The 16821-nt window shown below is 45.1% G+C and carries 15 protein-coding genes; 14 read left to right on the top strand and 1 reads right to left on the bottom strand.

Translation table 11 applies throughout. The annotated features are described in order from the left end of the window. The first annotated feature begins 30 nt into the window (after nt 1-30). From C1T29_RS17005 to C1T29_RS16960, 10 genes are all read left to right on the top strand, one after another. Complete coding sequence (locus C1T29_RS17005; RefSeq protein ID WP_252408514.1) at nt 31-513, top strand: hypothetical protein; 483 nt, start codon at nt 31-33, stop codon at nt 511-513. Between the two features lie 189 nt (nt 514-702). After that, nucleotides 703-1479, top strand: coding sequence for a 6-carboxyhexanoate--CoA ligase (gene bioW, locus C1T29_RS17000; protein ID WP_095432462.1), 777 nt, complete (start codon nt 703-705; stop codon nt 1477-1479). Then, on the top strand, nt 1469-2815 hold the full coding sequence (bioA, locus tag C1T29_RS16995) for an adenosylmethionine--8-amino-7-oxononanoate transaminase (protein ID WP_095432461.1): 1347 nt from the start codon (nt 1469-1471) through the stop codon (nt 2813-2815). Before bioW ends, bioA begins: the two co-directional genes overlap by 11 nt. Continuing rightward, nucleotides 2805-3974: an 8-amino-7-oxononanoate synthase gene (gene bioF / locus C1T29_RS16990; RefSeq protein ID WP_014665048.1), complete on the top strand. Its 1170-nt coding sequence runs from the start codon at nt 2805-2807 to the stop codon at nt 3972-3974. The genes bioA and bioF overlap by 11 nt, the downstream gene beginning before the upstream one ends. Beyond that, complete coding sequence (gene bioD, locus C1T29_RS16985) at nt 3971-4666, top strand: dethiobiotin synthase (RefSeq protein WP_095432460.1); 696 nt, start codon at nt 3971-3973, stop codon at nt 4664-4666. Before bioF ends, bioD begins: the two co-directional genes overlap by 4 nt. Before the next feature lie 2 nt (nt 4667-4668). After that, the gene (gene bioB / locus C1T29_RS16980) at nt 4669-5676 is read left to right on the top strand and encodes a biotin synthase BioB (protein ID WP_095432459.1); all 1008 of its coding nucleotides are present in this window, start codon (nt 4669-4671) and stop codon (nt 5674-5676) included. Nucleotides 5677-5744: 68 nt separating this feature from the next. Beyond that, nucleotides 5745-6932 (top strand): biotin biosynthesis cytochrome P450, encoded by a 1188-nt coding sequence (locus tag C1T29_RS16975; RefSeq protein ID WP_095432458.1) that lies wholly within the window; start codon nt 5745-5747, stop codon nt 6930-6932. 76 nt (nt 6933-7008) lie between these two features. Further along, entirely contained in the window at nt 7009-7770 is a 762-nt protein-coding gene (locus C1T29_RS16970; protein WP_095432457.1) for an NAD-dependent epimerase/dehydratase family protein, read from the top strand. A gap of 207 nt (nt 7771-7977) precedes the next feature. Next, a complete protein-coding gene (locus C1T29_RS16965) occupies nt 7978-8838 on the top strand; it encodes a carbohydrate ABC transporter permease (protein ID WP_080478349.1) in 861 nt (286 codons plus the stop codon). 23 nt (nt 8839-8861) lie between these two features. Continuing rightward, the gene (locus tag C1T29_RS16960) at nt 8862-10358 is read left to right on the top strand and encodes an extracellular solute-binding protein (protein ID WP_103749889.1); all 1497 of its coding nucleotides are present in this window, start codon (nt 8862-8864) and stop codon (nt 10356-10358) included. A 40-nt stretch (nt 10359-10398) separates the two neighbouring features. Here C1T29_RS16960 and C1T29_RS16955 read toward each other — a convergent pair whose 3' ends face one another. Then, nucleotides 10399-12714, bottom strand: a complete 2316-nt coding sequence (locus C1T29_RS16955; RefSeq protein ID WP_103749890.1) for a helix-turn-helix domain-containing protein — start codon at nt 12712-12714, stop codon at nt 10399-10401. A 214-nt stretch (nt 12715-12928) separates the two neighbouring features. Between C1T29_RS16955 and rmgP the strand changes: the two genes are divergently transcribed. Genes rmgP through C1T29_RS16935 form a run of 4 tightly spaced genes read left to right on the top strand, consistent with a single transcriptional unit; the run spans nt 12929 to nt 16821 of the window. Continuing rightward, the gene (gene rmgP / locus C1T29_RS16950) at nt 12929-13894 is read left to right on the top strand and encodes a polygalacturonan/rhamnogalacturonan ABC transporter permease (protein ID WP_014665041.1); all 966 of its coding nucleotides are present in this window, start codon (nt 12929-12931) and stop codon (nt 13892-13894) included. 7 nt (nt 13895-13901) lie between these two features. Then, nucleotides 13902-15023 carry an unsaturated rhamnogalacturonyl hydrolase gene (rmgQ, locus tag C1T29_RS16945; protein ID WP_142393712.1) on the top strand — a complete coding sequence of 374 codons (1122 nt, stop codon included), beginning with the start codon at nt 13902-13904 and terminating at the stop codon, nt 15021-15023. After that, nucleotides 15020-15523: a lipoprotein YteS gene (locus C1T29_RS16940; protein WP_103749892.1), complete on the top strand. Its 504-nt coding sequence runs from the start codon at nt 15020-15022 to the stop codon at nt 15521-15523. Before rmgQ ends, C1T29_RS16940 begins: the two co-directional genes overlap by 4 nt. An 11-nt stretch (nt 15524-15534) precedes the next feature. Next, complete coding sequence (locus C1T29_RS16935; protein WP_103749893.1) at nt 15535-16821, top strand: Gfo/Idh/MocA family protein; 1287 nt, start codon at nt 15535-15537, stop codon at nt 16819-16821.

The following is a 16821-nucleotide window of genomic DNA, read 5'->3' as shown; positions in this document are numbered from 1 at the left end:
GAAGTGGAACCAATGGAATGACAAGACATAATGGATTGGGCTTTCCGGCGGCATCTCAATCCATTCAGCTGGTATATTCGACCCCTTTTTTTATTAGTATTGGTTTATGCTGCGTATAAGCGCAGCTGGAAAGGTGTCCTCGTCACTTTTGTATTGATGATGAGCAGTATGGTCTGGTTTCCGGAACCTAAGAAGATTGATCTGCAAATGAAAAAAGTGCTGGAATTCGAGCAAATGCTTTTAAGCAGTCCGGTCTCGGCTGTTTTAACAATTGCTTTCATGCTGGTTTTTCTCGGTTTTATTTTGGCTGCTTTCTGGAAGCGGTCACTTGTATTTGGTTTAATCCTATTGAATGTGACACTTGTTGGGAAGGTGGCCCTGTCCTTATTATTCACAGGTGAGAATGGCTGGGCACCGTTAGGCAATACGATTTTTGGGCTGATGATGGTCAATGGAATCGGCCTGTTCATCAAGTATCGAAATCAAAAAAAACGCAGAGGAATAGACATCTAAGGCTAGGACCGTTTTACTGTAAAACGGTCTTTTTTTGCTCGTTTCAGGGACCGGCCCTACAATTCCTATATTGACAGAATCGTATGTGAATAATAATATTCTAATTGTTAACTTTTATTTATAAATGGTTAACAATTAGAATAGGATGTGATATACGTTCTTCAGTTATCAGTGAAAGGGCGAGGAAACATGCAAGAAGAAACACTTTATAGTGTCAGAATGAGAGCTTCTGTGAATGGATCTCATGAAGACGGCGGAAAGCATATATCCGGCGGAGAACGGCTTATTCCTTTCCATGAGATGAAGCGTACAGTCAATGCCTTATTAGAAAAAGGGTTATCCCATTCAAGAGGAAAACCTGATTTTATGCAAATTCAATTTGAAGAGGTTCATGAACCGATAAAAACCATTCAGCCATTGCCTGTTCATACGAATGAAGTGAGCTCCCCGGAAGAAGGACAAAAGCTCGCCCGATTGTTATTGGAAAAAGAAGGCGTTTCACGAGACGTGATTGACAAAGCATATGAACAAATCCCTGAATGGTCCGATGTCAGGGGAGCGGTGCTGTTTGATATTCACACAGGCAGGCGAATGGATCAAACAAAAGAAAAAGGCGTGCGGGTCTCCAGAATGGACTGGCCGGACGTTAATTTTGAAAAATGGGCGCTTCGCAGTCACGTGCCGGCACATTCAAGAATAAAAGAGGCCCTTGCGCTTGCTTCAAAGGTAAGCTGGCACCCGGCAGCCATTGCAGAATTATGCTGGTCGGATGATCCAGATTACATAACAGGCTATGTTGCGGGTAAAAAACTGGGCTATCAGCGTATTACAGCAATGAAAGAATATGGAGCTGAAGCGGGCTGCCGAGTCTTTTTTATTGATGGCGTCAAAGATGTAACCACGTACATACATGATCTGGAGAAACAGCCTATTTTAATAGAGTGGGAGGAAGATTATGACTCATGATTTGATAGAAAAAAGTAAAAAACATCTCTGGCTGCCATTTACCCAAATGAAAGATTATGATGAAAACCCCTTAATCATCGAAAGCGGCAAGGGAATCAAAGTCAAAGACATAAACGGCAAGGAATACTATGACGGTTTTTCTTCAGTTTGGCTAAATGTCCACGGGCATCGTAAAAAGGAATTAGATGACGCCATAAAAAAGCAGCTCGGAAAAATCGCGCACTCCACGTTATTAGGCATGACCAACGTTCCTGCAACCCAGCTTGCTGAAGCATTAATCAACATCAGCCCAAAAAAGCTTACGCGGGTCTTTTATTCAGACAGCGGTGCAGAAGCGATGGAAATAGCCTTAAAAATGGCGTTTCAGTATTGGAAGAACATCGGGAAGCCCCAAAAACAAAAATTTATCGCCATGAAAAACGGGTATCACGGTGATACGATTGGCGCCGTCAGTGTTGGTTCAATTGAACTGTTCCACCACGTATACGGCCCGTTGATGTTCGAGAGTTACAAGGCTCCGATTCCTTATGTGTATCGCTCTGAAAGCGGTGATCCTGATGAGTGCCGTGATCAGTGCCTGAAAGAGCTCGAACAGCTGCTTAAGGAACATCACGAGGAAATTGCCGCGCTTTCCATAGAATCAATGGTACAAGGGGCTTCCGGTATGATCGTGATGCCGGAAGGATATTTGGCAGGGGTGCGAGAGCTGTGTACAACATACGATGTCTTAATGATTGTTGATGAAGTTGCTACAGGCTTTGGCCGTACAGGAAAAATGTTTGCGTGCGAGCACGAGAATGTCCAGCCTGATCTGATGGCTGCAGGTAAAGGCATTACAGGAGGCTATTTGCCAATTGCTGTTACGTTTGCCACGGAAGACATCTATAAGGCATTCTATGATGATTATGAAAACCTAAAAACCTTTTTCCATGGCCATTCCTATACAGGCAATCAGCTTGGGTGTGCAGTTGCGCTTGAAAATCTGGCATTATTTGAATCTGAAAACATTGTGGAACAAGTAGCGAAAAAAAGTGAACAGCTTCGTTTCCTTCTTCAAGATCTGCATGCTCTTCCTCACGTGGGAGATATTCGGCAGCTTGGCTTTATGTGCGGTGCAGAGCTTGTTCAGTCGAAGGATACCAAAGAGCCTTATCCGGCTGATCGGCGGGTTGGATACAAAGTTTCCTTAAAAATGCGAGAGCTGGGAATGCTGACAAGGCCGCTTGGGGACGTGATTGCATTTCTGCCTCCTCTCGCCAGTACAGCTGAGGAGCTCGAGGAAATGGTTGCCATTATGAAACAAGCGATCCATGAGGTTACGAGTCTTGAAGATTGATTCATGGCTGAACGAGCGGTTAGACAGAATGAAGGAAGCCGGCGTACATCGTAACCTGCGGTCAATGGATGGAGCGCCGGTTCCGGAGAGGAACATTGATGGCAAGAATCAAACGGTCTGGTCCTCAAACAATTATTTAGGACTCGCAAGCGATAGACGTTTGATCGATGCAGCCCAAACAGCATTGCAGCAATTTGGGACAGGAAGTAGCGGCTCACGTTTAACGACGGGCAATTCGATCTGGCATGAAAAGCTAGAAAAGAAGATTGCCTGCTTTAAACGGACAGAAGCGGCGCTATTGTTTTCGAGCGGTTATTTGGCCAATGTCGGTGTCCTTTCATCTTTGCCAGAAAAGGAAGATGTCATTTTAAGTGACCAGCTCAATCATGCAAGTCTGATCGATGGCTGCCGACTTTCTAAGGCTGATACAGTTGTTTATCGGCATATTGATATGAATGATCTTGAAAACAAGCTGAATGAAACGCAGCGTTATCAGCGCCGTTTTATCGTAACAGACGGAGTATTCAGCATGGATGGCACGATTGCTCCTCTTGACCAGATCATCTCGCTTGCGAAACGCTATCATGCCTTCGTGGTCGTTGATGATGCCCACGCAACAGGAGTTTTGGGTGATTCAGGGCGAGGAACGAGTGAATATTTTGGTGTTTGTCCCGACATTGTGATCGGCACCTTGAGCAAGGCTGTTGGCGCGGAAGGAGGTTTTGCGGCAGGATCAGCGGTCTCCATCGACTTTTTGCTGAACCATGCCAGAACATTTATCTTTCAAACCGCTATTCCGCCAGCCAGCTGTGCGGCTGCTCACGAGGCTTTCAACATGATTGAAGCCAGCAGGGAAAAACGGCAGCTTTTATTTTCTTATATCAGCATGATCAGAACCAGTCTGAAGAATATGGGTTATGCCGTGAAAGGAGATCATACGCCGATTATTCCCGTGGTCATCGGCGATGCCCATAAAACGGTCATATTTTCTGAAAAGCTGCAGGGCAAGGGAATTTATGCTCCTGCCATTCGGCCGCCGACCGTTGCGCCAGGTGAAAGCCGGATTCGAATCACAATCACGTCGGATCACAGTACGGGTGATATTGATCATTTGCTGCAAACATTTCATTCAATCGGAAAGGAGCTGCACATCATTTGAGGGGTTTTTTTGTGACAGGAACAGATACAGAAGTGGGGAAAACGGTTATATCCAGCGGAATCGCCGCATTATTGCGAGAACATAACAAAGATGTTGGGGTGTATAAACCATTTCTAAGCGGTATATCGCGCCATCATCCAGATAGTGATACAAGTCTGCTGAAAGACATGTCGCAGACCGGTCTCTCTCATGAAGACATTACGCCTTTTGCCTTCAAAGCGCCCCTTGCACCATACGTTGCAGGGAAACTCGAGGGAAAGACTGTCAGCATGGAAGAGGTTTTAAGCCATTGGGAGCGGATTAAAGAAAAACATGAATGCTTCATCGTAGAAGGTGCGGGCGGTATTTCTGTGCCATTGGGAGAGGATTATTTGGTCAGTCATGTCATAAAAGCGTTACAGCTTCCCATGATTATTGTGGCGCGTCCGCACCTTGGAACCATTAATCATACCTTTTTAACTGTCAAATATGCAGAAAGCATGGGACTTCCAATCGCCGGAATTATCATCAATGGAATCAGTGATTCTCCCGATCAAGATGAAAAAACCAATCCTGAGATGATTGAACGCTTATGCGGTGTGCCGGTTTTAGGGATTACGCCAAAGCTTGCCAACGTGACGAAAGAAACGGTTCTACATATGGTAAAAGACCATATCAATCTATCATTACTGATGAATCAAGTGGGGGTATGAGAATGAATCAATGGATGGAACTCGCAGACCGGGTGCTGGCTGGAGCAGAAGTGACAGACGAAGAGGCGCTTTCAATATTAAATTGTCCGGATGAAGATATTTTGCTATTAATGCACGGGGCTTTTCACATCAGAAAGCACTTTTATGGAAAAAAAGTAAAGCTCAATATGATTATGAATGCGAAATCAGGGCTCTGCCCGGAAAACTGCGGCTATTGTTCACAGTCTGCCATTTCGAAAGCGCCAATTGAGTCTTACAGGATGGTGAATAAGGAAACGCTGCTTGAAGGCGCAAAGCGGGCGCACGATCTGAATATCGGCACATATTGTATCGTGGCAAGCGGCAGAGGGCCGTCCAACAGAGAAGTAGATCAGGTCGTAGATGCGGTACAGGAAATTAAAGAGACATATGGATTGAAGGTTTGTGCGTGCCTCGGACTGTTAAAGCCAGAGCAGGCGAAGCGGCTCAAAGAGGCAGGAGTAGACCGTTATAATCATAATTTGAATACCTCGCAGAGAAACCATTCAAACATCACGACCTCACATACATACGATGACAGGGTCAATACGGTTGAAATCGCCAAAGAATCGGGACTGTCTCCGTGTTCAGGCGCCATTATCGGAATGAAGGAGACAAAACAGGATGTCATTGACATCGCCAAAAGCTTAAAGGCTCTTGACGCGGATTCCATTCCGGTGAATTTTTTGCATGCGATTGATGGCACGCCGTTAGAAGGCGTAAACGAATTAAACCCGCTGTATTGTTTAAAAGTGCTGGCGCTGTTCCGTTTTATCAATCCATCAAAAGAAATTCGCATTTCCGGAGGAAGAGAGGTCAACCTCCGCTCATTGCAGCCATTAGGGCTTTACGCCGCAAACTCCATTTTTGTCGGAGACTACTTAACAACTGCCGGGCAAGAGGAGACGGAGGATCATAAAATGCTGAGTGATTTAGGCTTTGAAGTTGAATCAGTCGAAGAAATGAAGGCCAGTTTAAGCGCGAAAAGCTGAAAGAATCAATAAAAGCAATCGGTGTGATGTCGATTGCTTTTATTTTTGAACAGAAAGGAGAAGATCACATGACAATTGCATCTTTACATGCATCCTCTGAGTTTTTGAAAAATCCATATCCTTTTTACGACACATTGCGAGCTGTTCATCCTATATATAAAGGGAGTTTCTTTAAATATCCGGGCTGGTATGTCACGGGATATGAAGAAACGGCAGCTATTTTGAAAGATGCGAGATTCAAAGTCCGCACACCGCTGCCTGAAAGATCAGCCAAATATCAGGACCTTACACATGTGCAAAATCAAATGATGCTGTTTCAGAATCAGCCTGATCATCGACGATTGCGGACGCTTGCTAGCGGAGCATTTACGCCGCGAACAACAGAGTGTTATCGGCCGTACATCATTGAAGCTGTTCACCAGTTGCTCGATCAGGTGCAAGGTGAAAAAAAGATGGAGATCATTTCGGACTTTGCTTTTCCGTTAGCAAGCTTCGTCATCGCTAACATTATAGGTGTGCCGGAGGAAGATCGGGAGCAATTAAAGGAATGGGCTGCGAGTCTCATTCAAACGATTGATTTTACCCGGTCAAGAAAGGGATTAACAGAGGGCAATCATATTGCTGTACAGGCTATGGCATATTTCAGAGAGCTGATTCAAAAGCGAAAACACCATCCTCAACAGGATATGATCAGCATGCTCTTGAAGGGGAAAGAAAAGGATAAGCTGACGGAAGAGGAAGCAGCATCTACGTGCATATTGCTGGCGATCGCCGGACATGAGACAACGGTCAATCTCATCAGCAATTCAGTCCTTTGTCTGCTGCAGCACCCAGAACAGCTTTTGAAACTGAGAGAAAATCCAGATCTTATTGGTACAGCAGTCGAGGAATCTCTGCGATATGAAAGCCCCACGCAAATGACAGCCAGAGTTGCGGTAGAGGATATTGACATCAGCGGGGTGACAATCCGTCAAGGAGAACAAGTCTATCTTTTGTTAGGGGCGGCTAATCGAGATCCAAGCATATTCACACGCCCCGATGTCTTCGATATTACGAGAAGCCCTAATCCGCATCTTTCATTCGGACATGGCCATCATGTTTGCTTAGGATCCTCGCTGGCACGATTAGAAGCGCAAATTGCGATCAACACCCTTCTGCAGCGAATGCCCAGCCTGAAGCTCGCAGATTCTGAATGGCGATATCGGCCGCTATTTGGATTTCGGCAGCTTGAAGAGCTGCCGGTGACTTTTGAATAAGCCTAAGAATGTGAGTGCCAAAAAAGTGTCAGCCCCGCCGAAAATGGGCAATCTATAAAAAAGGGGAGTGAACACAGTGAAAAAAGTGCTGATTGCCGGCGGAAATGGTGTGATAGGGAGACTGCTTGCTGAAGGGCTTATTTCAGATTATGAAGTGACAGTGCTTGATAAAGATCATTTCGATGGCACAGCCTCCTTCATTCAGGCTGACGCCGCAAATTACGAGGATCTCTTGAAGAAGATTCCGAAAGATACCGATGTGATCTTAAATTTACTGGCTGTCAAAATCAAATACGATGTCATGGACATCGCTGAGTTTGAAAAAATGACGGATGTTTTCTATAGGGCAAGCTATTATCTGTGCCGCGCAGCAGCAGAGCTCGGCATTCATAAGCTCGTGTTCGCCAGCAGCAATCATGTCACAGATGTATACGAAAAAGACGGGCACTCGCTCTTAGGACGGGAAATCACAACAAGCGATTATCCGCTGTCAAAAAACTTGTACGGTGTATTAAAGCTGACGTCTGAACAGATCGGCCATTTGTTTTATTTGGAAAATAAGCTTTCAGTGATCAACCTTCGAATCGGAACAGTCGTCACAGATGAAATGGATACGCTGCATGAAAAAGAACGGACGAAAAAGACACTGCTTTCTCACGCCGATCTGCTGTCAATTTTTAAAGCCGCCATTGAAACCAATATCCGGTACGGCACTTATTACGCCGTCTCTGATAATCCGGGCCGGCCATGGTCTATTGAATCTGCTGTCAATGAACTTGGATTTTCGCCGCAAATCAATACGGCCGAGCTTCTGAGCGAGAAGGAGAACGGAGCATAATCATTTTCTAAGATTATGCTCTTTTTCTTTTGTCATTGGCTTTCATGTGCGGGGTTCCCCGCCCGGCCTGGGGCTCTGTTCAAATGATTATAGACATGGCAATCACAGATTTGCTACATTTTAGACACGATATCGTCACATGCTGCAGCTTGTTTAGGAAAGAATGATAACGCTTACAAAAGAGAGGTGGGAGCTATCGTACATTCACTGAAAAGTCGCTTGTTTGATATGTTGATTTACGGGTTTTTGCTGATGTTCGCTTTAATATGCGTACTTCCGTTCATTCATGTCATCGCAGCATCCTTCGCCACAGTAGAAGAAGTTGTGTCGAAAACATTTATTTTAATACCGACCACTTTTTCGCTAGATGCTTATCGCTACATTTTTTCAACAGATATTATTTATAAGAGTTTGCTTGTTTCTGTGTTTGTGACAGTGATAGGTACTGCAGTCAGCATGTTTTTATCATCATTGATGGCTTACGGGTTATCCCGCCGTGAATTAATCGGACGGCAGCCGCTCATGTTTCTCGTTGTATTTACGATGCTGTTCAGCGGCGGCATGATTCCGACTTTTCTTGTGGTCAAATCGCTTGGATTGCTCGATTCTTACTGGGCGCTCATTTTGCCGACAGCCATTAATGCTTTTAACCTGATCATTCTGAAAAACTTCTTTCAAAATATCCCGGCAAGCCTGGAAGAGTCCGCGAAAATCGATGGGTGCAATGACCTGGGCATTTTCTTTAAAATCGTGCTGCCGCTGTCTCTGCCTGCGATCGCAACGATTTCATTGTTTTATGCGGTCACGTATTGGAACACGTATATGACAGCGATTTTGTACTTAAATGATTCAGCAAAATGGCCGATTCAGGTGCTTCTGCGCCAAATCGTCATTGTATCAAGCGGCATGCAGGGGGATATGTCAGAGATGGGTTCGGGCAGCCCGCCGCCTGAGCAAACGATTAAAATGGCGGTCATAGTGGTGGCGACCATCCCGGTTCTGCTTGTCTATCCGTTTATACAAAAGCATTTTGCAAAAGGAGCTTTACTGGGATCTGTTAAAGGATAAAAAATATGAAACGGAGGGGTACGATGGGAAACAAATGGAGGGTGCTTTTCATGTTGCTTGTACTGGCACTCGGCGGAGTGCTGGCGGGTTGTAAAGGGGCTGATCAGTCTGCGGCTGAAGGCAAAGCTGAATCGGATTCAAAGGTCAAGCTGTCTTGGATGGCGATTTTGTATCACCAGCAGCCGCCGAAAGACAGGGCGATTAAAGAAATTGAAAAGCTGACAAATACAGAACTCGACATTACCTGGGTTCCAGACGCGGTGAAAGAAGACAGGCTGAATGCGGCGCTTGCAGCCGGCAATCTTCCGCAAATCGTGACCATCCAGGATATTAAAAATTCGTCAGTCATGAATGCCTTCCGGTCAGGAATGTTCTGGGAAATCGGCGATTATATCAAGGATTATCCTAACTTAAACAAAATGAACAAACTCATTAATAAAAACGTAACCATCGATGGCAAGCTCTACGGGATATACAGAGAGCGTCCGCTTTCAAGACAGGGGATCGTCATTCGGAAGGACTGGCTGGACAATTTGAATTTGAAAACGCCGGAAACGCTAGATGAGCTTTATGAAGTGGCCAAAGCATTTACGGAGGACGACCCGGACAAGGATGGGAAAGATAATACGTTCGGGCTGGCAGACCGTAATGACTTGATTTACGGCGCGTTTAAAACGATTGGCTCGTATGAAGGCATGCCGACAGATTGGAAGGAATCAGGCGGCAAATTCACCCCTGATTTCATGACACAGGAATATAAAGACACGATGAATTATATGAAAAAGCTGCGTGATAACGGGTATATGAATAAGGATTTTCCCGTCACAAGCAAAACCCAGCAGCAGGAGCTTTTTTCTCAAGGAAAAGCCGGCATTTATATTGGCAATATGGTAGATGCCGTCAATCTGCGCGACCATGCTTCTGATAAATCGATGAAGCTTGAGATCATCAACCGCATAAAAGGCCCAGATGGGAAAGAGCGGGTATGGGCATCAGGAGGCCATAACGGCGTGTTTGCTTTCCCGAAAACGAGCGTGAAAACGGAAGCTGAGCTTAAACGGATCTTGGCATTTTTTGACCGAATTGCCGAAGAAGACGTCTATAGCCTGATGACTTATGGCATCGACGGCGTGCACTACAACAAAGGAGAGGACAAAACGTTCACACGCAAAGAAAGCCAGGTAAAAGACTGGCAGACTGATATTCAGCCGCTGTCCGCCTTAATAGCCATTGATAAAGCCTACTTAAAAAACACGGGAGATCCGCTTCGGACGGCATATGAGGAGCTGACTGAGGACAATGAAAAGATCATCGTCTCTAATCCTGCTGAAAGCCTGTATTCCGCGGCGGAGTCGGAACGGGGGGATGAACTGAAGAAAATCATTGATGATGCGACCTATAAATATATGATTGGCGACATCACAGAAAGCCAGTTCGATAAAGAAGTGGAAAAATGGGAGTCAAGCGGAGGAAAACAAATTATTCAGGAATACGAAGAAGCGTTTAAACAATCAAAATAACATTGGAAAAACCCAAAACCGCTTGCGTGTTTTGGGTTTTTTACATACTTCTTTTTTGCTGGCGATAGTTTCCCGGTGTAATTCCCTCCAGCTTTTTAAATGACCTGATAAAATTTTGCGAGTTTTTATATTTTAGTTTTTCCGCAATGTCCTTGACCGCCATGTCGGTTTCGGCAAGCCAGCTTTTCGCCATATGATGTCGGTAGCTTGAGACATACTCGCTGAATGAAATACCCATTTCTTTTTTGAAAATGCTGCTTAAATAGTTTGGGTTGTAATGGAGCCTGCGTGCGATTTCATCCAGTGTCAACTCAGATTCAAACTCATGGTGGATGATATGAATGATGTTGTCGGAAATATTTTTGTACTGGGCATCCGCGCGGGCGTTCACTTTGTCTGTCATCGGATCAATAAACTCATTTTTGAGCCAGTTTTCGGTATCCTCGAACGTTTTCAGCTCGAAAATCTGGTCATACAGCATTTTGTTTTCTTCAAGCTCAAACAATTCGATTCCGAGCACATGCATCAGCTCAATCACATGGTTCAAAAAGCGCGCGATGGCGATCTGAAATTGGTACAGGTTAGTGTTCTGGGTGAAAATGGCTTGCAAAATCGCGTGCAGGCATTTGTCCGCTTTCTCCTTGTCTCCTGCTTTGACGGCATCGAACAGCTCATGCTGAAGCTGCTTGGGAAAATGGGTTTTGAAGGTTTTTTTCTGGTCCAGGTCTTCATAAAAGATAATCGATTTGTTTTCTGCTTTGAGCCGGTATTTCAACGCCTCCGAACCTTCAGCGTAGGCTGTTTTCGCCTTTGTCAGCGCATCAAACGGCTGGCTGATGCCGATGCTGACAGACAGCTGCAGCTCAGCTTCCGCTTTTTCCTGAATCATCCTTGCAGTCTCATTCAGCTCAGCCATGAATTCCTCCTTTGTCCCGCTTTGATTGATCAAAATCGTTGCCTGCTGTTTGTCCACCACGGCGGGGGCAAGATGTTTGTCTGTCGGGATGCTGCGCTCAATCAGGCTGTTGACGGCAAACAAAAGCAAATCCATATCTTTTTTCTCATAAGGTGTATGATTCAGTGTGTCAATTTGGAGCACAAGCAGGGCAAGGTGCCGCCAATTTTGCTTTAAGCCGAGGCTTTCAAAGCGGTTATTAACCTCCTCATCCGTCAGTTTTCCGAGCATAAGCCTGACCATAAAATATTGCTGCAGGTGAGTGGCTTGCTGCTTCATCGTTTCTTCAAGGTCATCATTTCTGTCCTTCAGCTGCTTAAAGCTCTGTTCAATTAACTCAAATTCATTTTGAGGCGGCTGTTTTTCTTGTATGGCACCATGCCTTGCGAATGATTCGTAAAGCACCCTGATCGGCTTGTAAAAATGGCGGGAACCCAGCCAAGAAAACAATAATGAAAGCGTTAACAAAATAAGGCATACTGTAAAAGTGATCCAGCCGATTGACTTGGCTTCTTTTTTTAGCTCAGGCAGGGAAACGAGAGAAAAATAAGTCCACGTGTTATAATCGGATTTTTGATAGGTGACTTTATAATGAATCCGGTCAATAACTGTTTCAAACTGACCGCTATTAGCGGTTTGCGCCAGCATTTTTTGGACAAAACCGTCGTTATGAAGAGATTCTCCGACGTCAGACATATTGTTATGCAGGATGATGCGGCCTTTTTCATCCATGATAAACAGGTTTTTGGCGTTAGAATAGTCAGGCATATTTTTGACAAGCGAACAGCTCGGGATGCTTGCGGCTGCTAATCCTTTTGTATTTGTGCTGTTCAAAGGAAGCTGCTTAATTAAATTGATATTGTAACGGCAGTTTTCTGATGTGCCTTCTTTTGTGGAAATCAAATGATTGTTTTCCTCAAGTGTCCAATATGAGCGGCTCGCTTTGTGTTTCGTGTATGCTGATGCTGCTTCATGAAGAGTGTCTGTGTTTAAGCGGTACAAACCGGAATTGTTCATGTGCCATTTTTTCGTATAACTGACTAACGTCAGATTGGACAGGTCGGTATCAAAGCTTTGCAGATAATTGAGCTCTTGGTTCACTTGGTTATAGATTTGAAATTGGTCAGAGTGCAAAGACTCGGACAGAGTGCGAAGGAGAGGCGGCGAACTCACATAGTGGGTCAAAGAGTGATCAACGGTTTTCAAGATATGCTCGATGCTTTGCTGGGTCTGCTGGAGTGTGTCGAATTTTTCCTCCGAAACGTTGGAAATAGCCGTTTTCTGAGAGTGCTCGTACGAAAACAATCCAACCAAAATAACCGGAATGGTGCTGAGCAGGCAGAAAAACGTGATCAGCTTGTAGTAAAACTTGTATTGGCTTCTTTTCATAAAACCCCCCATTTCCTAAATCCACTTCACCTTAATACAATTAATCCAAAGATTGATATATATTGTCAATAATCATTTTCTAATATCGGTGTCTTTATTTCAGGTGGAACTGCTGAACCATTGATCATAAAGGGATAAAACAGGATGTGATCATATGATTGTAGACGGACTTTTGCCTGCTGAGCTACAGTGAATGCAAGAACCTGTGAAAGGAGGCTTGAAAAAAATGAAAACAGCAGAAGCGCAAGCGCCGGCTGTTGATGCAGTCATTTTTAAAAAAGAAAAAAGAAAGCGCTTACTAAGTAAGCTGATCCAGCAAAAATATTTGTACTTGATGATTTTGCCTGGGTGTATTTATTTTTTGCTTTTTAAGTATGTCCCGATGTGGGGGATTGTGATTGCATTTCAGGATTATCAGCCATTCCTCGGCATTTTGGGCAGTGAGTGGGTCGGGCTGAAGCATTTTATCAGGCTGTTTACTGAGCCTACATTTTTTCTCTTGTTAAAAAACACGCTCGTGTTATTTGCGTTGAACCTGGCCATATTTTTTCCGGTGCCGATTTTGCTGGCGCTTCTATTGAACGAAGTGCGGATTGCTCTCTTTAAAAAATTTGTTCAGACGCTGATTTATATCCCGCATTTTATGTCTTGGGTCATTGTGGTATCGCTATCGTTTGTGCTTTTAACGGTAGACGGAGGCTTGATTAATGAACTGATTGTGTTTTTTGGCGGTGAAAAAATCAATTTTCTGCTGAACGAAGAATGGTTCAGGCCCCTGTATATTCTTCAGGTTATCTGGAGGGAAGCTGGATGGTCGACGATCATTTATCTGGCGGCCATTACAGCGGTTGACCCTCAGCTGTATGAAGCGGCGAAAATGGACGGAGCGGGACGGCTGCGGCAAATGTGGCATATTACGCTGCCCGCCATTAAAAGCGTTATCGTCGTTTTGCTGATTTTGAAAATCGGAGACACGCTGGAGCTTGGCTTCGAGCATGTGTATTTGCTGTTAAATGCAACGAATAGGGAAGTAGCGGAAATTTTTGATACGTACGTTTATACTGCCGGGCTGAAACAGGGCCAATTCAGCTACAGTACAGCAGTCGGCGTATTTAAAGCGGCAGTCGGGCTGATTTTGGTCATGCTTGCGAATCGTTTGGCGAAGAAATTTGGCGAGGAAGGAATTTATTAGGAAAGGGATGGGATCAATGGATCAATCAATCGCTGTAAAATCGCCTCTTACGTACGCGGAGGCATTGGCAAATACGATTATGAACACGTACACTGTCGAGGAGCTGCCGCCTGCAAACCGCTGGCATTACCATCAAGGCGTTTTCTTATGCGGTGTATTGCGGTTATGGGAAGCAACCGGGGAAAAGCGGTATTTTGAGTATGCGAAGGCTTATGCAGATCTCTTAATCGATGATTATGGCAATCTATTATTTAGGAGAGATGAGCTGGACGCTATTCAAGCGGGTCTCATTCTTTTTCCATTATACGAACAGACGAAGGATGAGCGGTATGTCAAAGCGGCAAAAAGGCTCCGCGGCTTATATGGAACATTGAACCGGACGTCTGAGGATGGTTTTTGGCACAAAGACGGTTATCCTTACCAAATGTGGCTTGACGGCTTATACATGGGGGGGCCGTTCGCACTGAAATACGCGAATCTGAAGCAGGAGCCGGAGCTGTTTGATCAGGTCGTGCTGCAGGAGTCATTGATGAGAAAGCATACGAAGGATTCAAAAACCGGACTCTTTTATCACGCCTGGGATGAAGCGAAAAAAATGCCTTGGGCCAATGAAGAGACAGGCTGTTCACCGGAATTTTGGGCACGTTCCATCGGCTGGTACGTCATGTCTCTTGCTGACATGATTGAAGAGCTGCCGAAGAAGCATCCGAACCGTCATGTGTGGAAAAACACGCTGCAGGACATGATGGAAAGCATCTCCCGCTATCAAGACAAGGAGACAGGGCTATGGTATCAGATCGTTGATAAGGGAGACAGGTCTGATAACTGGCTGGAAAGCTCAGGGTCCTGCCTGTACATGTACGCACTTGCGAAAGGAATCAATAAAGGCTATCTAGACAGAGCTTACGAAACAACACTACTAAAAGCGTATCAAGGCTTGATTCAGCATAAAACCGAAACAACAGAAGACGGAGCGTTTCTCGTCAAAGACATATGTGTCGGAACATCAGCCGGTTTCTATGACTATTATGTCAGCCGCGAAAGAAGCACAAACGATCTGCACGGAGCCGGCGCGTTTATTTTGGCCATGACAGAACTGGAGCCTCTATTTAGGTCAGCGGGAAAATGACAAAAAGGATACGTACGGCTTTGTGGGTAATCGTCTTAGTACTCTTTTTGGCATCATGCTCAAGCAGGCCGGACGGAATGCATGTCATTCTCTTTTCTGATATGAAGGCTGGCGTACAGGAAAACATAAAAATGGCCGCTGGGCAGAATGCCGGGAAGGTCGATATCCTTCCAGCTTTTCCAGAAAAACTGCTGACGGAAATTACAGCCCATGAGGGAGATGTTTTCATCGTGCCTGAAGACATGTTTCAAGCTTTCGATGATCCGGAAAATTTTCAGCCGTTAAACGGATTGTCTCCTGAAAAAACATCTCCTTATACAACGGTTAATAAAAAAACAGGAGAGAAAACAATCTATGCCGTTCAGATCGAAAAAGGGGAAAAACAGCTGAACGGCTATTCTTTTCGATTGAATCGCGATATGGCAGCGTTTATCCCTGTGTATGCTGAAAAAACAGAGGAAGCGCTGCAGCTGATTTCCCAACTAACTGAAGCCCGATAGAGGTGAGAACATTGAAGAATATCGTCATTTGCGGAGTGAGCAGCAGAGCTCTCAGTATGTTTATCAAGCCGCTGATGGAGCGGTTTTCAACTCATTATGAGATTACCGGATTGCTGGATGCCGATCCGAAACGTTTTGCCGTTTGCAAGGAGAAATTTTCCGAGCTGGCCCACGTGCCCGTGTTTAACGAAGATGCTTTTGACGAGATGATGCGCGTGTCAAAGCCTGATATCGTCATTGTAGCAGGCAGGGACGATACGCATGTCACATATATTGTAAAAAGCCTTCAGTGGAATAAAGATGTGATTACTGAAAAACCAATGGTGACGACAGTGCAGGATGCGAATCGGGTGCTTGAAGCGGAGGCCAAAAGCGAAGGAAAAGTCATCGTCGCGTTTAACTATCGCTACAGCCCGTTTCATCGGAAAATCAAAGAAATGATTCTGGAAGGAAAAATAGGCAGGGTCACCTCCGTTGATTTAAATTGGTATATTGATACGTATCATGGCGCCAGCTATTTTAAACGCTGGAACCGGTCGAGACCGCTTTCCGGAGGTCTTTCGGTCCATAAATCAACGCATCATTTCGATCTCGTCAATTGGTGGCTCGGGCAAAATCCGGAGGAGGTGTTTGCTTACGGCGCCTTGAATTACTATGGGCCGGACAGTGAGTGGAACCCCTTGCCGGAAGAAGACGGGCGTTTTTGCGGGACGTGCCGGGTCAAAGAAAAGTGCCATTACTATTCTAGGTGGCATCCCCGTTCCTCCAAAGCTTCTGTAAAGGATGATCATCTCCAAGCAGGAGACCAGTCCAGCTTATATACTGCATACAGGCCTGACGCGTGTATTTTTGACGAAGAAATTGACATCGAGGATACGTACGTGGCGACAGTCAAATATGATGGCGGTGCACTATTAAGCTATTCGATTTTATTTTCGGCCCCGTATGAAGGCTACCGGCTGACGATCAACGGCACAAAAGGGCGGATCGAATCAAATGAATTTCACGAACCTTCCAGAATTCCGTTTGCTTTTCCTGAGCAGACAATCGAATACTATCCGCTTTTTGAATCAAAGCAGACGATACAAGTGGTCAAAAATGAGGGAGGGCATGGCGGAGGCGATCCGCTTTTGCTTGAGGATCTTTTTTTAGGGAAAGACCCGCTTCGCCGCTATGATATTTTAGCCGGGGCTGAAGCCGGAGCCTACTCCATCGCGGTTGGTGAGGGAATGTGGCGCTCGGTTGCCGAAAAGAGGCCGATCGGGATTAAAGAGCTTTTTCAGATGCAGAATGTATAG

Source organism: Bacillus sp. MBGLi79, assembly GCF_002953915.1.
The sequence above is the reverse complement of the archived record's forward strand: the minus strand, read 5'-3'. Positions and strand labels throughout refer to the sequence as shown.